Raw genomic sequence first — 18,502 nt, 5'->3', positions numbered from 1 at the left:
TGTCGGGCCGCTCGTCAGAGTCCGACGAAGCGGATGGTCTGTTGCAGGCGCGTGCGGATGTCGAACAGCTGGTTGCCACCCATACGGTCGACGCCCGGGAGACCGGTGCGGAGGAGGTCGGCCAGGCGGGAGCGCTCGACGAGCACCGTCACCGGATGCTTGCGACCGATGAACTCCACCGACTCCGGGGTCGCGCCGTCCGGCACGACGATGACGGAAGCCGTGAACTTCACCCGAGCCGCCTTCGCGACGGTCCGGGCCGAGCGCACGATCGACCGGACGGGCTCCTCGCGAGGATCGAGCGTCTCCCCGACGACCTCTCCACGGTGCACCCGGACCGGCCCACCCCAGTCCTCCGACTTGACCGCGAATAGGCCGGTCGGACCGAGGACGACATGGTCGAGCTTCGCTTCGCCCGGCGCCAGGACGTCGTGCCAGACCGTGTATCCGATGCCGAGCGTCGCCACGGTGCGCGCCGTCTGCTCCTCGGCGAGCGCGTTGGCCAACTGGTGCCGGATCTCGCGCGGAGCCGAACGGACGAGCTTCGGGTCGTAGGGGTCGTCGAGCGGGACACCACGGCCGACCCACTCGCGGATGAGCCCGAGATAGGCCTCGCGCGAGTCTCCGCCGGGGTGCCCGTAGGCGCGAGCGCGGGGTCGCGAGTCGGCGCGCTGCGTACCCGACCGACCAGTGCTCGACGCCGACCAGGTCGGAGCGTCGTCATCGCCCGCGTCGGAGGACGGCACGTTGCACCCGCGGTCGTAGGCGGCCCGGTCCTGCTCGGTTCCGACGCGCTCCCAGGCGAGCTGGACGGCGTTGAACAGCCGCGCGCTTCCGCCGAGGTCGGGGTGGGTCTCGCGCATGAGCCGTCGGTAGGCCCTCCGGAGCTCGTCCTGCGTCGCCGTCGTGCTCACGCCGAGCACCTCGTAGGGGCTGGCTGAGAGTGGGCTCTCCGGCATGGAGGGTGGTCGCTTTCGTCGGCGGCGTCGGTCGGTCCGACACGGCAGACTATCGCCATCACCTGGAAGACCGCCCGAACCGGCACCCGGTCGGCGCTGTGGACAACTCCAGCGAGCCAACGTACAGTTTGTTGTACTTGGAGGATGTTGATGCGTACCCTCAGTTATTCGGAATCCCGCGCGAACTACGCGGCCACCCTCGATTCGGTCCTCGACGACCGCGAGGAGGTGATCATCACCAGAGCGGGGCGCGACCCGGTCGTGATCGTCGCGCTCGACGACTACGAGTCCTTGAAGGAATCGGCGTATCTGCTGCGGACGCCGTCGAACGCACGTCGGCTCCTCCAGGCCATCGACGACCTCGAGGCCGGCACGGGCACCGAGCACGACCTGGTCGAGTAGTCGGCGTGCGGCTCATCTGGTCCGACGCCGCCTGGGAGGACTACTGCCACTGGCAGCAACAGGATCGGCGCATCGTCAAACGGATCAATCTCCTCCTGAAGGACATCATCCGGAACGGCAACGAGGGCATCGGCAAACCTGAGGCGCTCAAGCACGGCTTCCAGGGATTCTGGTCACGACGGATCACCGACGAGCATCGGCTGGTCTACCGCCTCACGGACGACGGCGTCCTCATCGCCCAGGCGCGCTTCCACTACGAGTAGGGCCGGGGACCCGGAACACCTCAGGAGCTCGGCAGGAGGATGCCGTCGTCCAGCAGTGCGCGGACCCGGGGGAGGAGTTCGGCGCGGAGTTCCGCCGCATCGACCTCGACGAGCTGGGCGATCGCGTCGATGATGGCTCCCAGGGTCAACTCGCCGTCGCAGGCGCCGACGAGCCCCGCCAGGCCCGTGTCGATTCCCACCGAGCGGGCCAGGCCGCCACCCTGCCGCAGGGTCATCGCCGTCGGATCCTCGTCACCGGGCCAGTAGTGGCGCTCCTCGGTGACGTCGCCCGCGAGGATGACGCGTTCGCCGAGCAGCTGCTCGTCGTCGAGCGCGACCTGCCAGTCGTGTGCGAGGAGACACACGGCGAGGTGCGCACCGAGCCCGGCGGCGTTCGAACCCGCCTGCCCGTGCAGCCGCTCGAAACGGCGCAGCGGCGTGGACGGGTCCGATCGACGGAGCAGGACATAACCGAAGCCGACGCCGATCACAGCCCGAGCCGCGAAGTCGTCGAGCCAGGTTCCCGCGAGGCGCTCGAACTCCGGCGTCCCGAGGCGGGTGCCACCGTCCCTGATCCAGGTCTCCGCGTATTCGGCCGGATCCTGCACCTCGCGCTCGATGACCCAGGCGTCGACCGGTTCCGGACTGCGCTCCACCCATCCGGCCACGCGGTCGAGCCCGTCGGCACCGTCTCGGTACTCCCAGTTCCCGAGGAACTGCGCGACTCCGCCGGGCGTCAGATGCCGGGCGGCCTCGAGGAACACCGACTCCACGAGCGCATCGCCGACCAGACCGCCGTCGCGGTATTCGTAGCTCGGCACGCCCTCGGCGCGCGGGGTGATGACGAACGGCGGGTTGGAGACGATGCGGTCGAACCGTTCACCGGCGACGGGTTCGAACATGCTGCCGTGGCGGAATTCGATCGAGTCGATGCCGTTCAGGCGCGCGTTGAGTGCGGCGAGCTCGAGTGCTCGTTCGGAGATGTCCGTCGCGACCACGTGATCCGCGATCCGCGACAGGTGGAGCGCCTGGATGCCGCACCCGGTCCCGAGGTCGAGTGCCGTTCCGATCCGCTCGGGCAGGATGATGCCGCTCAGGGTCATCGACGCGCCGCCGACGCCGAGGACGTGCTCTTCGCCGAGCTCGTGACCCAGCGCGAGCTCTCCGAGGTCGGAGGCGATCCACCACGCACCGCTCCCGTTGGCGTCGACCCAGGCGTACGGACGCAGATCGACGGCCGGGGCGACCGACCCGTCGTCACTCAGGCCGACGAGACCGAGCGCCACCGCGCCATCGAGGCCGAGCGACGGCAGTGCACGCGCCGCGTCATCGGCCCCCACGGCGACGCCGAGCACGAACAGCGTCGCCAGCGTCGCGATCGGTTCAGTGCCGGCCGTCCGGCGGCGTTCGCCGAGCGAACGGATCGCCACGACCCGGTTGGAGCGGTGCAAGGCCGCCTCGGCCGTCTCGCCCCAGAGACCGCGCACCCGTTCCACCGTGTAGCCGGCCGCGTCGAGGTCGGAACGGAGGAGGTCGATCAGTCGCTGGTCCACGCCCACCAGTGTGCCAGCTGCGGGGTGGGCCGGATCGCCCACCCCGCAGCCGCCGTCAGCGATCCGTGGTGAGGATCGCGTCGAGGTCCTCATCGGTCTGCTCGTCGTGCTCCTCGAGCCCGCGCTGCGCGGCCTTCGCCGTGCGCTTCCGCTCACGCTTCTCCAGACGGCGCTCGGTCCGGCGCTCCAGGAGCAGGTACAGCACGGGCACGAGGATGAGCGTCAGGAGCGTCGACGACACCAGACCACCGATCACGACGATCGCGAGCGACTGCGAGATGAACACCCCACCGCCGGTGAGGCCGAGCGACATGGGCACGAGCGCGAAGATGGTCGCGCAGGCGGTCATGATGATCGGCCGCAGACGGAGTCGGGCTCCGTGCAGGACCGCGTCGTCGATGCCGTCGCCCCGAGCCCGGTACGAGTTGACCAGGTCGATGAGGACGATCGCGTTCGTGACGACGATGCCGATGAGCATGAGGAGGCCGATCATCGACGGGATGCCGAGCGGGGTCCCCGTGATGAGCAGGGCCGCGATCGCGCCGGTCGCCGCGAAGGGCACGGAGACCAGCAGGATGAGCGGCTGCAGGAGGCTCCGGAACGTCGCCACCATGACGATGAAGACGAGCACGATCGCGATGAGCATCGCGAGGCCGAGCTGGGCGAACGACTCCTCCTGATCCTGGGCGACACCACCGACCGAGGCGGTGACCCCGCTCGGCAGGTCCAGGCCGTCGAGGCCCTCCCGGACGGCGAGCGTCGTCGCGCTGAGGTCGTCACCCGTCGGCGTCGCCGACACGGTCACGGTCCGGACGCCGTCGATACGCGTGATCGCCGCTGCGGCACGTTCCTCGCCCACCTGCGCGACGGCGCTGACCGGGATCGGGACGGCGCTGACGTTGGCGAGGTCCTTCTGCGCCTGGGTGAGGCGGTCGGCCTCCGCCTGCTGTTCGGCGGCCTCGCTCTCGGCGTCCCGCATCGCTTCCAGCTGCTCGTCGATGGTCGTGATCGAGCCTTGGAGCTGGGAGATGGCGTCGCTCAATCCGGCGAGTTGGGCGGCGCGTGCCTCGTAGGCCTGTCGTGCCGCCTCCTCCTCCGGTGTCGTGGGCGTGACCGGCGGCACCTCGACGGGAGCCGCTTGCAACGCACTCAGCTGAGCCCGCAGGGCGTCGAGCTGCGAGGCCGCGGTCGAGCGGGCGTCCTGGAGTTCCGAGCGCTGGGTCGCGGCCTGGGATGCCGCCTCGTCCTTCGCGCGCTGGGTGGCCTCGTCCTGCTCGGCCGTGAGGGCGTCGGTCGCGGCCTTCTGAGCCGCGGCCTGCTGCAAGGCACTGACGGGAAGGGGGAGTGCGGCGATCTCGGCCGGCGTCGTGCCGACCCGCTGCGAGCGGACGATGATGTCGCGAGACGCTCCCTCGAGGATGACCGAACCCATCGGCGTGCCGCGGAGCGCGCTGGCGATGGCCTGGCCGATCTGTTCCTGCGTGAAGCCGTACCGGGCGGCGGCGGCGCGGTCGACGTTCACCTTGAGCAGGCCCTGCTCGTCGGCGAGGTCGCTCGTCGCATCGCGGAGGCCGTCCGTACCGCCGAGCATGTCCTGTACCGCGGCCGCCGCCGTGGCGAGCGCGGCGGGGTCCTCACCCTGCAGCGTGACCTCCATGCCGCCTCCGCCACCGGTGAATCCACCGGCGGCATCACCGACGGTGACCTCGCCGACGTCGTCGAGCTTCGCCACGGCGTCCCGGATGGTGTCGGCGACGCCCTCGCGCGAGCTCTCCTCACCGACGGTCACGCTGATCTGTGCCGTGTTGCTCGAACCGTTCCCACCGACGGTGGTCAGGTACCCGGACACGCCGGCGGTCTTCGCGAGGACCGCTTCCACGGCCGCGGCCGCGTCGCTGGTCACGTCGAGGCTCGTCCCCTCCGGGAGTTCCTGCGTGACCGTGACGGTGTTCTCGCCCCCGATGTCGCCGAGGTAGTCGGTCTTCAGGAACCCGGCCGAGACGATCGTCCCGGCGAACACGACCGCCGCCACGAGCAGGGTCACGACCGGACGCTTCAGGGCGGTGCGCAGGACCGGCAGGTAGGCGCGCTGGAGCTTCGAGTACGCCTCGGACTCGTCCTCGACGACGGACGCCGCATCGGTGGCCGCATCGTCGGTGGCCTTGCCGACAGCCGGGGCGGAGGAGCCTCGCATGAACCAGTAGGCGAGCACCGGCACGATCGTGAGCGAGACCACGAGGGATGCGATGAGCGCGACCGACACGGTGACGGCGAACGGTCGGAACAGCTCGCCGACCGTCCCGCCGACGAAGGCGACCGGGAGGAACACGGCCACGGTCGTGATCGTCGACGCGGTCACGGCCCCGGCGACCTCGCGGACCGCCTCGACGACGCTCGTGGTCGTCATCGCCCGCCCGGTGTGCCGACGTTTGATGTTCTCGATCACCACGATCGAGTCGTCGACCACTCGCCCCACGGCGACGGTCAGCGCGGCGAGCGTGAAGATGTTGAGCGAGTAGTCGCCGATCCACAGACCGATCATCGCGATGAGGAGCGAGAGCGGGATCGACACGGCCGTGATGATCGTGGACCGGATCGACAGCAGGAACACCAGGATCACGATGATCGCGAACAACAGCCCGAGCCCGCCCTCGACGGAGAGGTCGTGGATGGACTGCTCGACCATCGGCGACTGGTCGAAGACGACGGTGAAGGCCGCACCCGAGCCGAGCTCCTGCTCCAGCCCGGGGAGGGCGTCACGGATGGTGTGGGCGAGTTGGACGGCGTTGGCCGACGGGTCCTTGAGGATCGTGAGCGACAGCGACGGGAGGCCGTCCGCCCGGGCGATGGAGGTCTCCGCTGCGGGCACGAGCTCCACGTCCGCGACGGCGGAGAGCGCGAAGGGCCCGTCCTCGTGCTGGATGGGGAGCGCCTGCACTTCGGCCAGCGAGCCGACGGCCGAGCCGACCTCGATCGAGAGCTCCTTGCCGGCGTCGACACTCGTGCCGGCAGCCGTGATGACGCCGCTCGCCTGGACGGCCGCCATGACCTCCTCCGCGGTCACCTTCTTGGCCGCGAGGTCGGCCGGACGCATCGTGATGACGAGCTGCGTGGCGTTCTCGCCCGCGAGATCGACCTGGCGCACGCCGGCGATGCCGCGGAGCGCGGGGAGCACGGTGGTCTCGACCCTGCCTGCGAACTCACCGGACTCGTCCTCGGACGCGACCGCGAGCTGCAGCACGGGGATGTCGTCGCTGCCACCCGCGTAGACCTCGGTGGTCGTGTCGCTCGGAAGCGTGCTCTTCAAGCCGGCGAGGGCGCTGCGGATGTCACCGACGATCTTCTCGTCGTCCTGCCCGAAGTCCCAGCTCACCTGCACGGACGTGGAACCGCTGACCGACGTCGAGGTGACGCCGGTGACGCCCTTGACCCCCTGCACCGCCTGCTCGACGGGCTTCGTGACCTCGCGCTCCACCGACGACGGCGAGGCGCCGGGGTACGTCGCGGCCACGACGGCACCCGGCTGCTGCACGGACGGCAGCAGCTCCTGCTTCAGGGAACCGACCGCGAAGAGTCCGAAGGCCACGATCGCCGCGGTGATGAGGCCGACGATCAGTCGATTGGCGAGGCTGAGCCTCGTGAGGAATGACATGGAAGGACGGGCCTCTCGGTCGCGGAGTGGGCGCCATCCGCCCGACTCCACGCTATGGAGCGCCGCCGCCGGTCACATCCGCACGAGGATGGACCTGAAACGGCACCGGCATCCGCCGATCGGACGACATCGGTGGTCCCGCGGTACCAGCCTCGACCGCGAGGAAGCTGCGCCGTGACGGCACGGTCCTCCGATACCGGGCGTACCCTTGATACCCGAGTGCGCGCCGCGGGGTGCGCCGGAGCGAGGAGGGTACGTGGATCTGCAGGCCGTCGACCTCCCCAGGTTGCGCCGCGACGCACAGCTCGAGCGCGAGGTCATCATCGAGCACCGCGCCCGCGACGGCGAGGACCCCTGGGACTTCCTGCCCTCGATGCCGACGGTCGACGAGCTCGTCGTCGCCGTCCTCCGGGACGACGCACTGCACGCCCGGGGTCTGGCCGCTCAGCACGCGATGGCTCGGCTGGCCGGGTACTCGTCGCTCGACGACGCGCAGGATCACCGCGACAACGCGGACCACCTCGAGTACGAGGTGCTCCGTGAGATCGCCCGCGTGCACCCTGAGTTGACCCGAGCGGTGTGGCGGATGTCCGGCAAGGTCGCCCGGCCGCCGTGGGAGGGCGACGACGCCGAGTAGAACGGCGTGACAACAGGGTCGAGCGGGCGCATAATCAAAATATGCAGCCAGCTGATCGTTTCCGCGCATGACGGAGTCCACGCCTTCCGCGAAGCCTGAGCGCTCGCCGTCGGACCGTCGCAAATGGTTCGGCCTCGTCGTCATCAGCATCGCCGTGGCCCTCATCATCGTCGACTCGACGATCGTCAACGTCGCGATCCCGTCGATCGTCGACGACCTCGGGATCTCCTCGACCCAGGTGCAGTGGGTCCAGGAGTCCTACACGCTCGTCTTCGCCGCCCTGCTCATCGTGTTCGGTACGCTCGCCGACCGGTTCGGGCGTCGTCGGATGCTGCTCGTCGGCGTCGTGGTCTTCGGCGGAGCCTCCGTCTTCGCCGCCGTCGCGCCGACGGGCGACCTCCTGATCCTGTCTCGGGTCATCCAGGGCGTCGGCGGCGCGATGATCCTGCCGACGACCCTCTCGATCATCAACGCGACCTTCCGAGGCCGCGACCGTGCGATCGCCTTCGCGGTGTGGGGCTCCACGATCGGGGGCATGGTGGCGGTCGGTCCGCTCCTCGGCGGCTGGCTCACCACCGACTTCTCCTGGCGCTGGGCGTTCGGGATCAACGTGCCGCTCGGTGTCCTCATCATCGTCGGACTCCTCCTGTTCGTGGGGGAGTCACGGGAACCCGCGACCGACCGCATCGACGTGGTCGGTGCCGTCCTGTCCATCCTGACGAGCGCGTCCCTCGTCTACGGACTCATCGAGGGCCGGAGTCTCGGGTGGTGGCTCACGGAGAACCCGCTCGTCATCGGGGACTGGACCTGGCCGTTCAGGCTCTCCCCGGTGCCCGTGGCCCTCATGGTCACGGTCGTCGCAGGCGTCGCGTTCCTCCTCTGGGGACGCCACCGGATGCGGCAGGGGCGCAGCACGATCATCGCGTTCTCCCTGTTCTCGCTGCCGTCGTTCCGGAACGGCAACATCGCCGCCCTCATCGTCTCGCTGGGGGAGTTCGGCATCATCCTCTCACTGCCGATCTGGCTCCAGTTCGTCCTCGGCTACAGCGCGCTGCAGACCGGTCTGATCCTCCTGGCCCTCGCGATCGGCTCCTTCGTCGCGAGCGGGTTCGCCGGCGCGTTCGGCAACCGGGTCGCGCCCGTCCTCATCGTCCGCGTCGGCATCGTCGCGGAGATCATCGGTGTCGCGGGTATCGGGCTGGTCGTCGGGCCGGCGACTGAATGGTTCGCGATCGTCCCGTTCCTGTTCGTCTACGGCTTCGGCGTCGGTCTCGCCACCGCACAGCTGACGGGCGTCGTCCTGAAGGACGTACCCGTCGAGCAGAGCGGCCAGGGCTCCGGGACGCAGAGCACGGCGAGGCAGATCGGCTCGGCCCTCGGTATCGCCGTCCTCGGGACCATCCTCTTCGTCAGCACGGCGTCGGTCCTCGACGGACGACTCGAGGACGCCGGTGTACCGGCCGAACAGCGCGACGCCCTTGTGACGAGCGTCGTCGACAGCTCGGGCGCCGCCATCGCCGGTCTCGATGCGTCCCCGGCGACCGCGACGGTGGCCGGGGACGCCAGGATCGCCCTGTCGGACGGCACCCGCTCCGCGGCGTTCGCCGCCGCAGGATTCCTGGCGGTCGGCTTCCTCGCCACCCTGTCGCTCGGGTCCGGGCGCCGAGAGGATCGACCGGGCGACGCCGGAGCACGAGCAGGCGGGACGGACTCGTCCGACACGTCCGACCCGGCCCCGCGGGCGTAGGGCGCGAGGCCACCTCACACCCCCGCCGGCGGCGCAACGGCGTCTCCCAGGACACCAGCACCCAGGTTCGACTGGGAGGCCCCCGTACAATCGTCACCGGACGGCTCCGCCCGAGCGGACCGTCCCCACCGCCCATGACACGCCACCGCCACCGCCCACGCCTCCTCAGCGCCCTCGCAGCAGCCGCGCTGTCGTTCGCCGTGGTGTCCGCCGGCGGTTGGTCCACGGGTTCCAGTGCGATCGCCTCACCCGAGCTGAGCGCGAACACGGCATCGACTCCCGACGGCCTCGTGTCCGTCGAGGTGAGCCCGAGCGACGGGGGAGCGGTCGAACCCTCGTCCCTCACCTCGTTCGGCATCACGCTCACGAACGGCACAGACGCCGATCTGCCCGCCGGCTCCGTGTCCGTGGCGGTCACCACTGCGAGGATCACCGGCACGGCGGCGCTCGACGCCTGGCTCGACACGACCGGGGCGGACGCGGCCGCGACCCCCGCCGGCACCACCGTGGTGCGGACGATCGACATCCCCGAGCTCATCGCCGGACAGCAGTACGTCGTCAGCGGGCTCGACTTCACCCCTCCGGCGCTGGGCTTCGACGACACCGATGCGTGGGGCTCCTACGGCGTCTCAGCCGGCTACGTCGCGGGCGACACGGCGGCCGGAGGTCGGACGGCGCTCGTCTGGCGGGCGCAGGGCCAGCCCACGTCCGCCACCGTCGCGCTCGTGGCCCCGCTCACCGCGCCGCTCAGCTACGGCGGACTCCTCGATGCGGACGAACTCACCGAGCTCACGGCCGACGACGGTGCGCTCACGACGCAGCTCGACGCACTCTTCGGCGAGCAGATCGCGCTCGGGATCGACCCTCGCATCATCGCGTCCGTCCGCGCGCTCGGCACGCGCGCCCCGGAGAGCGCCGTCGCCTGGCTCGCCCGCCTCGAGGCCGCACCCAACGAGACATTCGCGCTCCAGTACGGCGACGCCGAACCCGCCGTGCAGGCCGAGGCCGGCCTCGATCGACTGCTGACCCCGAGCTCGTTCTCCTTCGCCCTGAACGTCGCCGACTTCCCCGTCGTACAGCCGACCGAGACGCCCACCCCGACCGGGTCACCGACCACCAGGCCCGACGACGTCCAGCCGACGCCACAGGCGGGGTCCTCGACGACCACGTCCTCCGACCCGTCGGCGGCAGCCACTCCCTCGGAGGAACCGACACCCACACCGAGCCCGTCCGAGACGCCCGGCCAGGCGGTGCCGACCGTTCCGACGATGGACGAGCTCCTCAGCTGGAGTTACTCGCTCCCCAGCATCGTGTGGGCGGGAGGCGCGGTGACCGATGCGGATCTCGCCGTCTTCGCCGCGTCGGGCGGAACGGTCACGATGCTCGACTCCGCGAACACGACTGACACCGGCCAGACCGTGCGCGCCTCGGCGACGATCGGCGCGTCGCAGACGCTGCTCGCCGACCACGGCCTCGCCGAGTCGCTGGGCGGCGCCGCCGCCGCCACGACGGACGCCGCGTTCGAGAGCGCCATCGCCGACGTGAACGCCCGGGCTGCCGCCATCGGCACGGAGGGTTCGTCGGGCGGAACGGTCGTCGCCGTGCTGCCTCGGGGAGTGGACGCGACCCTCCCAGCCCTCGGTGAGACCGTGAACGCGCTCCGCTCCCTGCCGGCCACGACGCAGACCTCCCTCGCGGCGACGCTCGCCGAACCCCCGGCGGCGGCGACGCTCGGGGCGATGACACCCGACAGCGAACGCGTGTCCGACGTGCAGGTCCTCCTCGACGAGGAACAGGACGTCACCGCCTTCTCCTCGGTGCTCGACGAACCCGAGCTGCTGACCGGACGGGAACGCGCCACCCTGCTCTCCAGCCTCGCGGCCGGCTGGCTGCGTGCGGAGGACGCCTGGGGATCGGCGGTCACCGCCCAGCAGGAACGGACGGACACGGTCCTCGCATCGGTGCGCGTCACCGACAGCAGTCGCATCAACATGGTCGGCGGCGAGGTGTCCCTGCCGTTCGCCGTTCGCAACGACCTGCCCTATCCCGTCACCGTGGTCATGGAGGCCTCACCGAGCAACGGTCGGTTGAGCATCTCCGGTTCCGTGACGCAGGAGATCGCCGCGGACTCGCGAGCCACCGTGCTCATCCCCGTGCAGTCGCAGATCGGCAACGGCGACGTCACCCTCCGGCTGCAACTCTTCAGCACCAGCGGGCAGGCGATCGGTGACCAGTCCTTCGTGGGCGTGAACGTCCGCGCCGACTGGGAGGGCATCGGTGCCGTCGTCCTCGCCCTGCTCGTCGCCCTGCTGTTTGTCAGCGGTGTGGTCCGCATGGTGCTGAGCCGACGAGCCAAGCGACGCGGCTCGGGTGCCTCCTCCGCCGCCCCCGCAGCTGCTCCGGGCAGCGGTCAGCCGCCAAGCGATGAGCCCCCGGTAGAGTCGTCACCCGGACGACAGGAGACGAATGGCTGACGGCATCGGCAGGGCGAGCGCGCTCCTCGCCTCGGGAACCCTCGTCTCCCGACTGCTCGGCTTCGTCAAAGCCGCCCTCGTCGCGAACATCATCGGTCTGGGTATCGTCGGCAACGCATTCGGCGTCGCGAACCAGCTGCCGAACACGATCTATGTGATCATCGGGGGCGGTGTTTTGAGCGCAGTCCTCGTCCCGCAGATCGTTAGGGCGAGCATCCATGTCGATGGCGGAAACGCCTACATCAACAAGCTCGTGACGATCACTCTCGTCTTCATCGGAGGGGCCACTGTGCTGGCCACCGCGATAGCCCCGGTCTTCGTGTTCGCGGCAGCAGCGACACTTCCGGCCGATCAATTCGCTCTTGCAACCGCCTTCGCGTACTGGTGCCTCCCCCAGATCCTGTTCTACGCGCTCTACACCGTCCTCGGCGAGGTGCTCAACGCGCGAAAGATGTTCGGACCCTTCACCTGGGCACCCGTCCTCAACAATGTCGTGGCGATAGCCGGGCTGGTCCTCTTCGTCGTGCTGTTCGGCGCTGATACGCCGAAGTTCAGCGAGTGGACACCGACCATGACTGCGATAATCGGTGGATCTGCCACGCTTGGCGTCATCGTCCAGGCATTCTTCCTGATGTTCTTCTGGCGTCGGGCCGGCCTCCGCTTCCGGCCGGACTTCCACTGGCGTGGCGTTGGGCTCCGCGCGACCGGCAAAATCGCCAGTTGGACCTTCGGAATGCTCATTCTGACGACCGCGGCCGGTCTGATCGAGACACAGGCCGTGGCCTCCGCATCCGGACAGGGGCCGTCGATCATCGCCCTGCAGAACGCATGGCTCATTTTCATGCTGCCGCACTCGATCATCACGGTTTCGGTCGCCACGGCGTACTTCACGAGAATGAGCGAGCACGGCCAAGGAACGCGCGCGGGAGGACCGGACTTCACGAGTCTGCGCTCGGACGTCTCTGCTGCGATCCGCGTCGTGAGTCTGCTGATCGTCTTGGCATCCGCCGTGATCATGGTGGTCGCCGTACCTTTCGCCAGCGTCTTCGCGAAGTCGACGGGCGAGAGCATCGATCTCGGAATCGTGATCATCGCGTTCGTCATAGGGCTCGTGCCGTTCTGCATCCTGTTCATCCTGCAGCGCGCGTTCTACGCCCTCGGAGACACGAAGACTCCGTTCTTCTACACCCTGTTCCAGACACTGTTGTTCACCCTCCTCGCGCTCATCGTCGTCATGACGATGCCCAAGGAGTACCTCGGTGCCGGCGTGGCGCTCTCCATCACCATCGCCGGGATTGCGCAGGCTTGCGTCGCCGCTTGGCTCCTCAGAAGACGGTTGCGGTCGCTCGACCTCGGCACGATCATTCCGAGTCTCCTGCGATACATCGCCGCCGCCGTGCCCGCCGCCGTGGTCGGCGTCGTCGTGCTGCTGCTGCTCGGCGGTGTCAGCGAAGAGGGGTTCCCGACCGCCACGATCCCCGGCGCCATCGTCACCATGGCCGTCGTCGGGGCGGTGATGGCCGCCGTGTACCTCGCGGTGCTCGCCATCCTGCGCACGCCGGAGCTCAAGGCTGCCTTGGCACCCGTCCTCGCCCGATTCGGGCGCTGACGCGCACGCGTCGGCACCACCCCAGGCACCCCGACTGAGAGCTGCCCGAGGGCCCTGGGGGAGCGGAATAGCGGCCGGTTAGGATGTGTTACACCACTCGGAACCCCGGAACCCACCTGGTCCGGGAGCCCACGAACCACTGAGGAGCATCGTGCGTCAGGTCATCATCATCGGATCAGGACCCGCCGGCTACACGGCGGCGATCTACGCTGCCCGCGCCTCGCTGCAGCCGCTGCTCGTCGCATCATCGGTCGAGGCCGGAGGCGAGCTCATGAACACCACCGAGATCGAGAACTTCCCCGGCTTCCCCGAGGGCATCCAGGGCCCTGAGCTCATGATGAAGCTCCAGGAGCAGGCCGAGCGGTTCGGCACCGAGGTGCTCTACGACGACGTCACCGAGCTCAAGCTCGACGGCGACGTCAAGACGGTCACCCTCGGCAACGGACAGGTGCACGAGGCGCACACCGTGATCTTCGCCACCGGCTCCGCCTACCGCAAGCTCGGTCTACACGACGAAGAGCGGCTCTCGGGCCACGGTGTGTCCTGGTGCGCCACCTGCGACGGCTTCTTCTTCAAGGAGAAGACGATCGCGGTCATCGGTGGCGGCGACAGCGCCATGGAGGAGGCCACCTTCCTCACGCGGTTCGCGTCGAAGGTCTACGTCATCCACCGCAAGGACACCCTCCGCGCGTCGAAGATCATGCAGGACCGCGCGTTCGCGAACGAGAAGATCGAGTTCATCTGGAACAGCGAAGTCGCCGGCATCACCGGTGTCGAGGCGGTCGACGGCGTGACCCTGCGCTCGACCATTGACGGCACGGAGACCCACCTGCCGCTCGGTGGCCTGTTCATCGCGATCGGCAACGACCCGCGGACGCACCTCATCCACGGCCAGCTGGAGCTCGCCCCCGAGGGCACGATCGCCGTCAAGGGCCGCTCGTCGAAGACCAACCTCCCCGGCGTCTTCGCCGCGGGCGACGTCATCGACCCCACGTACCGACAGGCCATCACCGCCGCCGGCAGCGGCACCATCGCCGCCCTCGACGCGGAGCACTACCTCGCAGACCTCGAGCAGGCTGCTGGGGAAGCGTCGGCCATCGGCGAAGCACAGACCGCGGGTCGCCCGCAGCCGGCCGACCCCGTGCTCACCACCACCGTTTGATCGACGGCCAGGCTGTCGGCCTGGCCACCACGAAGGAGAACACTCATGTCAGATGCAGTCACCGAGGCCACGTTCGACGAACTGGTCATCAACAGCGACAAGCCCGTCCTCGTCGACTTCTGGGCCGCCTGGTGCGGACCGTGTCGCGCGGTCGGCCCGATCCTCGACACGATCGGCTCCGAGAACAGCGACAAGATTACCGTTCTCAAGCTGAACGTCGACGAGAACCCGAACCTCGCCATGAAGTACCAGATCACCTCCATCCCTGCGATGAAGGTCTTCAAGGGCGGCGAAGTCGTGCAGACCGTCATCGGCGCCAAGCCGAAGGCCGCACTCGAGAAGGATCTCGCAGCTTTCATCGCCTGATCAGGTCATTCTGAACCACTGAACCGCCCGGCTCATTCGAGTCGGGCGGTTCTTCGTTAGTGGGGTGTTTCACGTGAAACACAGCGAATTGCGCTCTGACCAGCGATTCTCAAATCAAACAGAATGTGTCTGTGGCACTTCGACAAGCTCAATGACCGCGATGCGGCGACCGCCTATCAAGCTTGATAACCCAACTTCTCGGTCCCTGAGCTTGTCGAAGGGTGCGGGAATTTCAAGGCCGAGCTACCCCTGTTTCACGTGAAACAACGTCAGGAAGACTGACCGAAGCCCGACTCGCCAAGCTCGCTCAGGATGCGGTTGAGATCGGCGATGGTGGCGAACTCCACGACCATCTGGCCCTTCTTCGCACCGAGGGTCACCTTCACACGGGTGTTCAAACGGTCGCCGAGACGGTCCGCGATCTCATCGAGTTGGCCGCGTCGCGATCCGGCGATCGGACGCGGCTTCTTCGCCTGAACACCCTGAGCCGCCGCAGCTTCGGCCGCGCGGACGGACAGGTCCTCGTTCACGATCTTGTCGGCCAGGCGCTGCTGTGCCTCAGGATCGGTCAGCGACAGGATGGCTCGGGCGTGTCCGGCGCTCAGCACACCGGCAGCGACGCGCTGCTGCACGGCCGCCGGCAGCTTGAGCAGGCGGATGGTGTTGCTGATCTGGGGGCGGGACCGCCCGATGCGGTTGGCAAGCTCGTCCTGGGTGATTCCGAAGTCGGCCAGGAGCTGCTGGTAGGCAGAAGCCTCCTCGAGCGGATTCAGTTCTGAGCGGTGGAGGTTCTCGAGCAGCGCGTCGCGCAGCATGTCCTCGTCGGCGGTGTCCTTGATGATCGCGGGGATGCGGTCAAGACCCACCTCCTTCGAGGCTCGAAGACGCCGCTCACCCATGATGAGTTCGTATCGTTCGTCGTCGCCAGGGATCGGTCGGACCACGATCGGCTGCAGGATGCCGACCTCACGAATGCTCGTGACGAGTTCCGCGAGGTGGTCTTCATCGAAGACCGTCCGCGGCTGGTTGGCGTTCGGCACGATGAGTTCGGGGGAGAGGTACGCCAGACGGGCACCGGGAACGGCCACGAGCTGCGGTCCATCTGCCGTCGTAGCAGCGGCGTCCGGGCCAGTGGGGGCGTCGGCTGCCGCGGCCTCTGCTGCGGCGGCGTCGGCGGCTGCGGTCGCAGCGTCCTTCGCTGCCTTGCGGGCAGTGCCCTGGTTGTCGGGGAAGAAGACGTCGACGGGACGGTTCGCCTGCGAGTCTGAACTCGTCGTCGGAATGAGTGCACCGATCCCGCGACCGAGTCCAGTTCGTTTCGTTGCCATCAGTGACTGACTCCCTCAGGGTGGTTCGTATCGGGTGTATCGGAGGAGCCTGCGGCCCATCGGTTGGCGATCTCCGCCGCTGCTTCGAGATAGGACACCGCGCCGAGCGACGTGGGGTCGTAGCTGATGACGCTCTGTCCGAAGCTGGGCGCCTCGGAGATACGCACCGCTCGTGGGATGACGGACTCGAGGACCTGCCCGGTGAAATGGTCTCGGACGTCCTGAGCCACCTGCTGCGCAAGGTTGGTGCGCCCGTCGTACATCGTCAGGAGGATGGTGCTGACGGCGAGCCCTGGGTTCAGGTGCCGCTGGATCAGCTGGATGCTGCTGAGGAGCTGACTCAATCCCTCGAGCGCGTAGTACTCGCACTGGATGGGGATGAGCACCTCCTTGGCCGCAACGAAGGCATTGATCGTCAGGAGTCCGAGGGACGGTGGGCAATCGATCAACACGTAGTGGAACGGCTCATCGGCATCCTGGATGAACTGTTCGAGGGCCGTCCGGAGTCTATGCTCACGGGCCACCTGTGAAACGAGTTCGATCTCCGCACCGGCGAGATGGATCGTCGAGGGAGCGCAGAACAGCGTGGGGAACTCGGGGCTCTGCTGGACGACATCGGCCAGGGGGAAGTCGTCGATCAGGACGTCGTAGACGCTCGGGACGTCGGAGTGGTGCTCGACGCCGAGTGCGGTGGACGCGTTCCCCTGGGGATCCAGATCGATCACGAGGACACGAGCGCCCGAACGGGCGAGGGCGGCGCCGATGTTGACAGTGGTCGTCGTCTTGCCGACCCCACCCTTCTGGTTGGAGACCGTGAAGACCCGAGTGTGGTCGGGCGTCGGCAGGGTTGCGTGAGCCAAGGCCTTACGCCTCTCAGTCAGATGATGGAGCTCGCGAGCCAACGGCGTGGACGCGTCGAAGGCGCTACCAACGGAGTCGCGCTCGGGAGCCGCGGAATGCGTTGGTTCGGGTTGTTTCACGTGAAACCTTCTCGCTCGAAACGTGTAGTTCAACCGTACCAGCGTGGGCTGACGCCGGGGGAGCGATCTCCGAGTCTGCTCGGGGGAAGTGCGTACGCATGCAGGCCCCAGAGCGCCATTTCGCGACACCCGCATCTCGTCGAACGCCCCGAGTGGTGCCCAGCAGGGACGCCTCGCCTTCCATCTTCCACAGGGTTATCCACAGGGCAGCGGTATGCGCAATCCCGCGCAACCGCGTGCGCTTCGCGCGTGGAGGTCGATGCTGGTCCGATCGACCCGAGACGAGCCCAGCGGACGTGTGTTGACAACCATGGGTGAGGTCGCTCCGCGATCAGGCAGAGATCCGCGTCTTTCCGCGGAAGTTCGGACCCGAACGCCACATTCCGCGTCCGACAGGTCCAGGCTCCTGCCCCGGCGCGCATTGGCCACAGAGTGGTGGTAGACGGATTGTGGTCCGCGTCTCTCCGAGAGACCACCACCTTCTGCGGTTGCGCTCGAGAACTGTCCACAGAGTTATCCACAGGCGTCATCTCCACACACGTGTATGGATGAGCACCGGGGGACTGGCACCAGTCCGCGCCAGCGTTTCACGTGAAACCAAGGTGTGGCGCACGCCGAGCCACCCAACGGCTCGCATCGGTGGGCACCCCTGCGGCCTCTGGCCACAGCCCGCATCGCCTCACCGGCTTATACGACACGAGGGGGAGCGATAGCGGCGCGACATTACACAACCGTTCCAGCCCCGCACTCGAAGTCGCACTCGACCGCTGATTCACGTGAAACACTCTCGACAGGATCAACGCAACGGATGGGTGTGACCTTGAGCGCGAGCCAACCGGCGACCGCGCGTGGTGCCCGTCGAACTCCACTGATCACCACCACCGCGCTACAGCAACGCAGGGAAAGATTGCAACTCATGTTCCACGTGAAACGTCGAATATGGAGCCGATCCAGCCACGACGGTCTCCCTCGGGAGGGTACCCACTGAGAGAGCTGAGTACACGACTCCCAGTCCGATATGAACCACTTCTGAGAACGAGAGACCCCCGCAAGTGGGATCCTTCCACGTTCCACGTGAAACGTCGTGCAATCTCAATGTTCGGGCACCGAGCACCCTCTCGAAGCCGACTCTGCGCGCAAATTCATGCATCGTCAATCGGGAGCACGCCTGCTCCGCCCAGGCCGACAAGAGTCACGAGCACGACCACCGAAGTGCCGGCGCACGTCGACACATGGTCACGCCGACCGGCCCCCGTGCAGCGCACCTCACCGCCCGGTCGAGGAGAGCGGGGGCGAGCAGCAGGTTGCTCGGATCTGAACGCACCGCGCGACGCCAGCACCTCCGAGAGCGGTCGCCTTCGACGCAGGCG

General features: G+C 68.2%; 13 protein-coding genes. 8 read left to right on the top strand and 5 right to left on the bottom strand.

Annotated elements, in window-relative coordinates; translation table 11 throughout:
* Positions 1–14: 14 nt before the first annotated feature.
* Positions 15–959 (bottom strand): J domain-containing protein, encoded by a 945-nt coding sequence (locus tag QRN44_RS17490; protein WP_285039809.1) that lies wholly within the window; start codon positions 957–959, stop codon positions 15–17.
* A gap of 150 nt (positions 960–1,109) precedes the next feature.
* Here QRN44_RS17490 and QRN44_RS17485 point away from each other — a divergent pair, with 150 nt between their 5' ends.
* Both QRN44_RS17485 and QRN44_RS17480 read left to right on the top strand, forming a co-directional pair.
* Positions 1,110–1,361 (top strand): type II toxin-antitoxin system Phd/YefM family antitoxin, encoded by a 252-nt coding sequence (locus tag QRN44_RS17485; protein ID WP_121292796.1) that lies wholly within the window; start codon positions 1,110–1,112, stop codon positions 1,359–1,361.
* Between the two features lie 5 nt (positions 1,362–1,366).
* A complete protein-coding gene (locus tag QRN44_RS17480) occupies positions 1,367–1,624 on the top strand; it encodes a Txe/YoeB family addiction module toxin (RefSeq protein ID WP_064294057.1) in 258 nt (85 codons plus the stop codon).
* Positions 1,625–1,644: 20 nt separating this feature from the next.
* Here QRN44_RS17480 and QRN44_RS17475 read toward each other — a convergent pair whose 3' ends face one another.
* Positions 1,645–3,219 carry a DUF7059 domain-containing protein gene (locus QRN44_RS17475; RefSeq protein ID WP_502928653.1) on the bottom strand — a complete coding sequence of 525 codons (1,575 nt, stop codon included), beginning with the start codon at positions 3,217–3,219 and terminating at the stop codon, positions 1,645–1,647.
* Positions 3,220–3,232: 13 nt separating this feature from the next.
* On the bottom strand, positions 3,233–6,829 hold the full coding sequence (locus QRN44_RS17470) for an efflux RND transporter permease subunit (RefSeq protein ID WP_285039805.1): 3,597 nt from the start codon (positions 6,827–6,829) through the stop codon (positions 3,233–3,235).
* A gap of 256 nt (positions 6,830–7,085) precedes the next feature.
* On the opposite strand from QRN44_RS17470, the gene QRN44_RS17465 reads away from it, so the two are divergent.
* The 6 genes from QRN44_RS17465 to trxA all read left to right on the top strand — a co-directional run bounded on the left by QRN44_RS17465 (position 7,086) and on the right by trxA (position 14,824).
* Complete coding sequence (locus tag QRN44_RS17465) at positions 7,086–7,466, top strand: hypothetical protein (protein ID WP_064294055.1); 381 nt, start codon at positions 7,086–7,088, stop codon at positions 7,464–7,466.
* A gap of 67 nt (positions 7,467–7,533) precedes the next feature.
* The gene (locus tag QRN44_RS17460; protein WP_285039802.1) at positions 7,534–9,213 is read left to right on the top strand and encodes a DHA2 family efflux MFS transporter permease subunit; all 1,680 of its coding nucleotides are present in this window, start codon (positions 7,534–7,536) and stop codon (positions 9,211–9,213) included.
* 134 nt (positions 9,214–9,347) lie between these two features.
* The gene (locus tag QRN44_RS17455; protein ID WP_285039799.1) at positions 9,348–11,687 is read left to right on the top strand and encodes a DUF6049 family protein; all 2,340 of its coding nucleotides are present in this window, start codon (positions 9,348–9,350) and stop codon (positions 11,685–11,687) included.
* On the top strand, positions 11,680–13,296 hold the full coding sequence (gene murJ / locus QRN44_RS17450; protein ID WP_285039798.1) for a murein biosynthesis integral membrane protein MurJ: 1,617 nt from the start codon (positions 11,680–11,682) through the stop codon (positions 13,294–13,296). The genes QRN44_RS17455 and murJ overlap by 8 nt, the downstream gene beginning before the upstream one ends.
* 151 nt (positions 13,297–13,447) lie before the next feature.
* Positions 13,448–14,458, top strand: coding sequence for a thioredoxin-disulfide reductase (trxB, locus tag QRN44_RS17445; RefSeq protein WP_285039796.1), 1,011 nt, complete (start codon positions 13,448–13,450; stop codon positions 14,456–14,458).
* Positions 14,459–14,503: 45 nt separating this feature from the next.
* Positions 14,504–14,824: a thioredoxin gene (trxA, locus tag QRN44_RS17440; RefSeq protein WP_079003760.1), complete on the top strand. Its 321-nt coding sequence runs from the start codon at positions 14,504–14,506 to the stop codon at positions 14,822–14,824.
* Positions 14,825–15,093: 269 nt separating this feature from the next.
* Here the strand turns inward: trxA and QRN44_RS17435 are convergent, their stop codons facing one another.
* Complete coding sequence (locus QRN44_RS17435) at positions 15,094–16,152, bottom strand: ParB/RepB/Spo0J family partition protein (protein ID WP_121292806.1); 1,059 nt, start codon at positions 16,150–16,152, stop codon at positions 15,094–15,096.
* On the bottom strand, positions 16,152–17,054 hold the full coding sequence (locus QRN44_RS17430) for a ParA family protein (protein WP_276207400.1): 903 nt from the start codon (positions 17,052–17,054) through the stop codon (positions 16,152–16,154). The genes QRN44_RS17435 and QRN44_RS17430 overlap by 1 nt, the downstream gene beginning before the upstream one ends.
* Positions 17,055–18,502: the final 1,448 nt, after the last annotated feature.

Origin of the sequence: Plantibacter sp. lyk4-40-MEA-4 (genome assembly GCF_030209415.1) — a bacterium.
Lineage (GTDB): Bacteria > Actinomycetota > Actinomycetes > Actinomycetales > Microbacteriaceae > Plantibacter > Plantibacter flavus_A.
The sequence above is the reverse complement of the archived record's forward strand: the minus strand, read 5'-3'. Positions and strand labels throughout refer to the sequence as shown.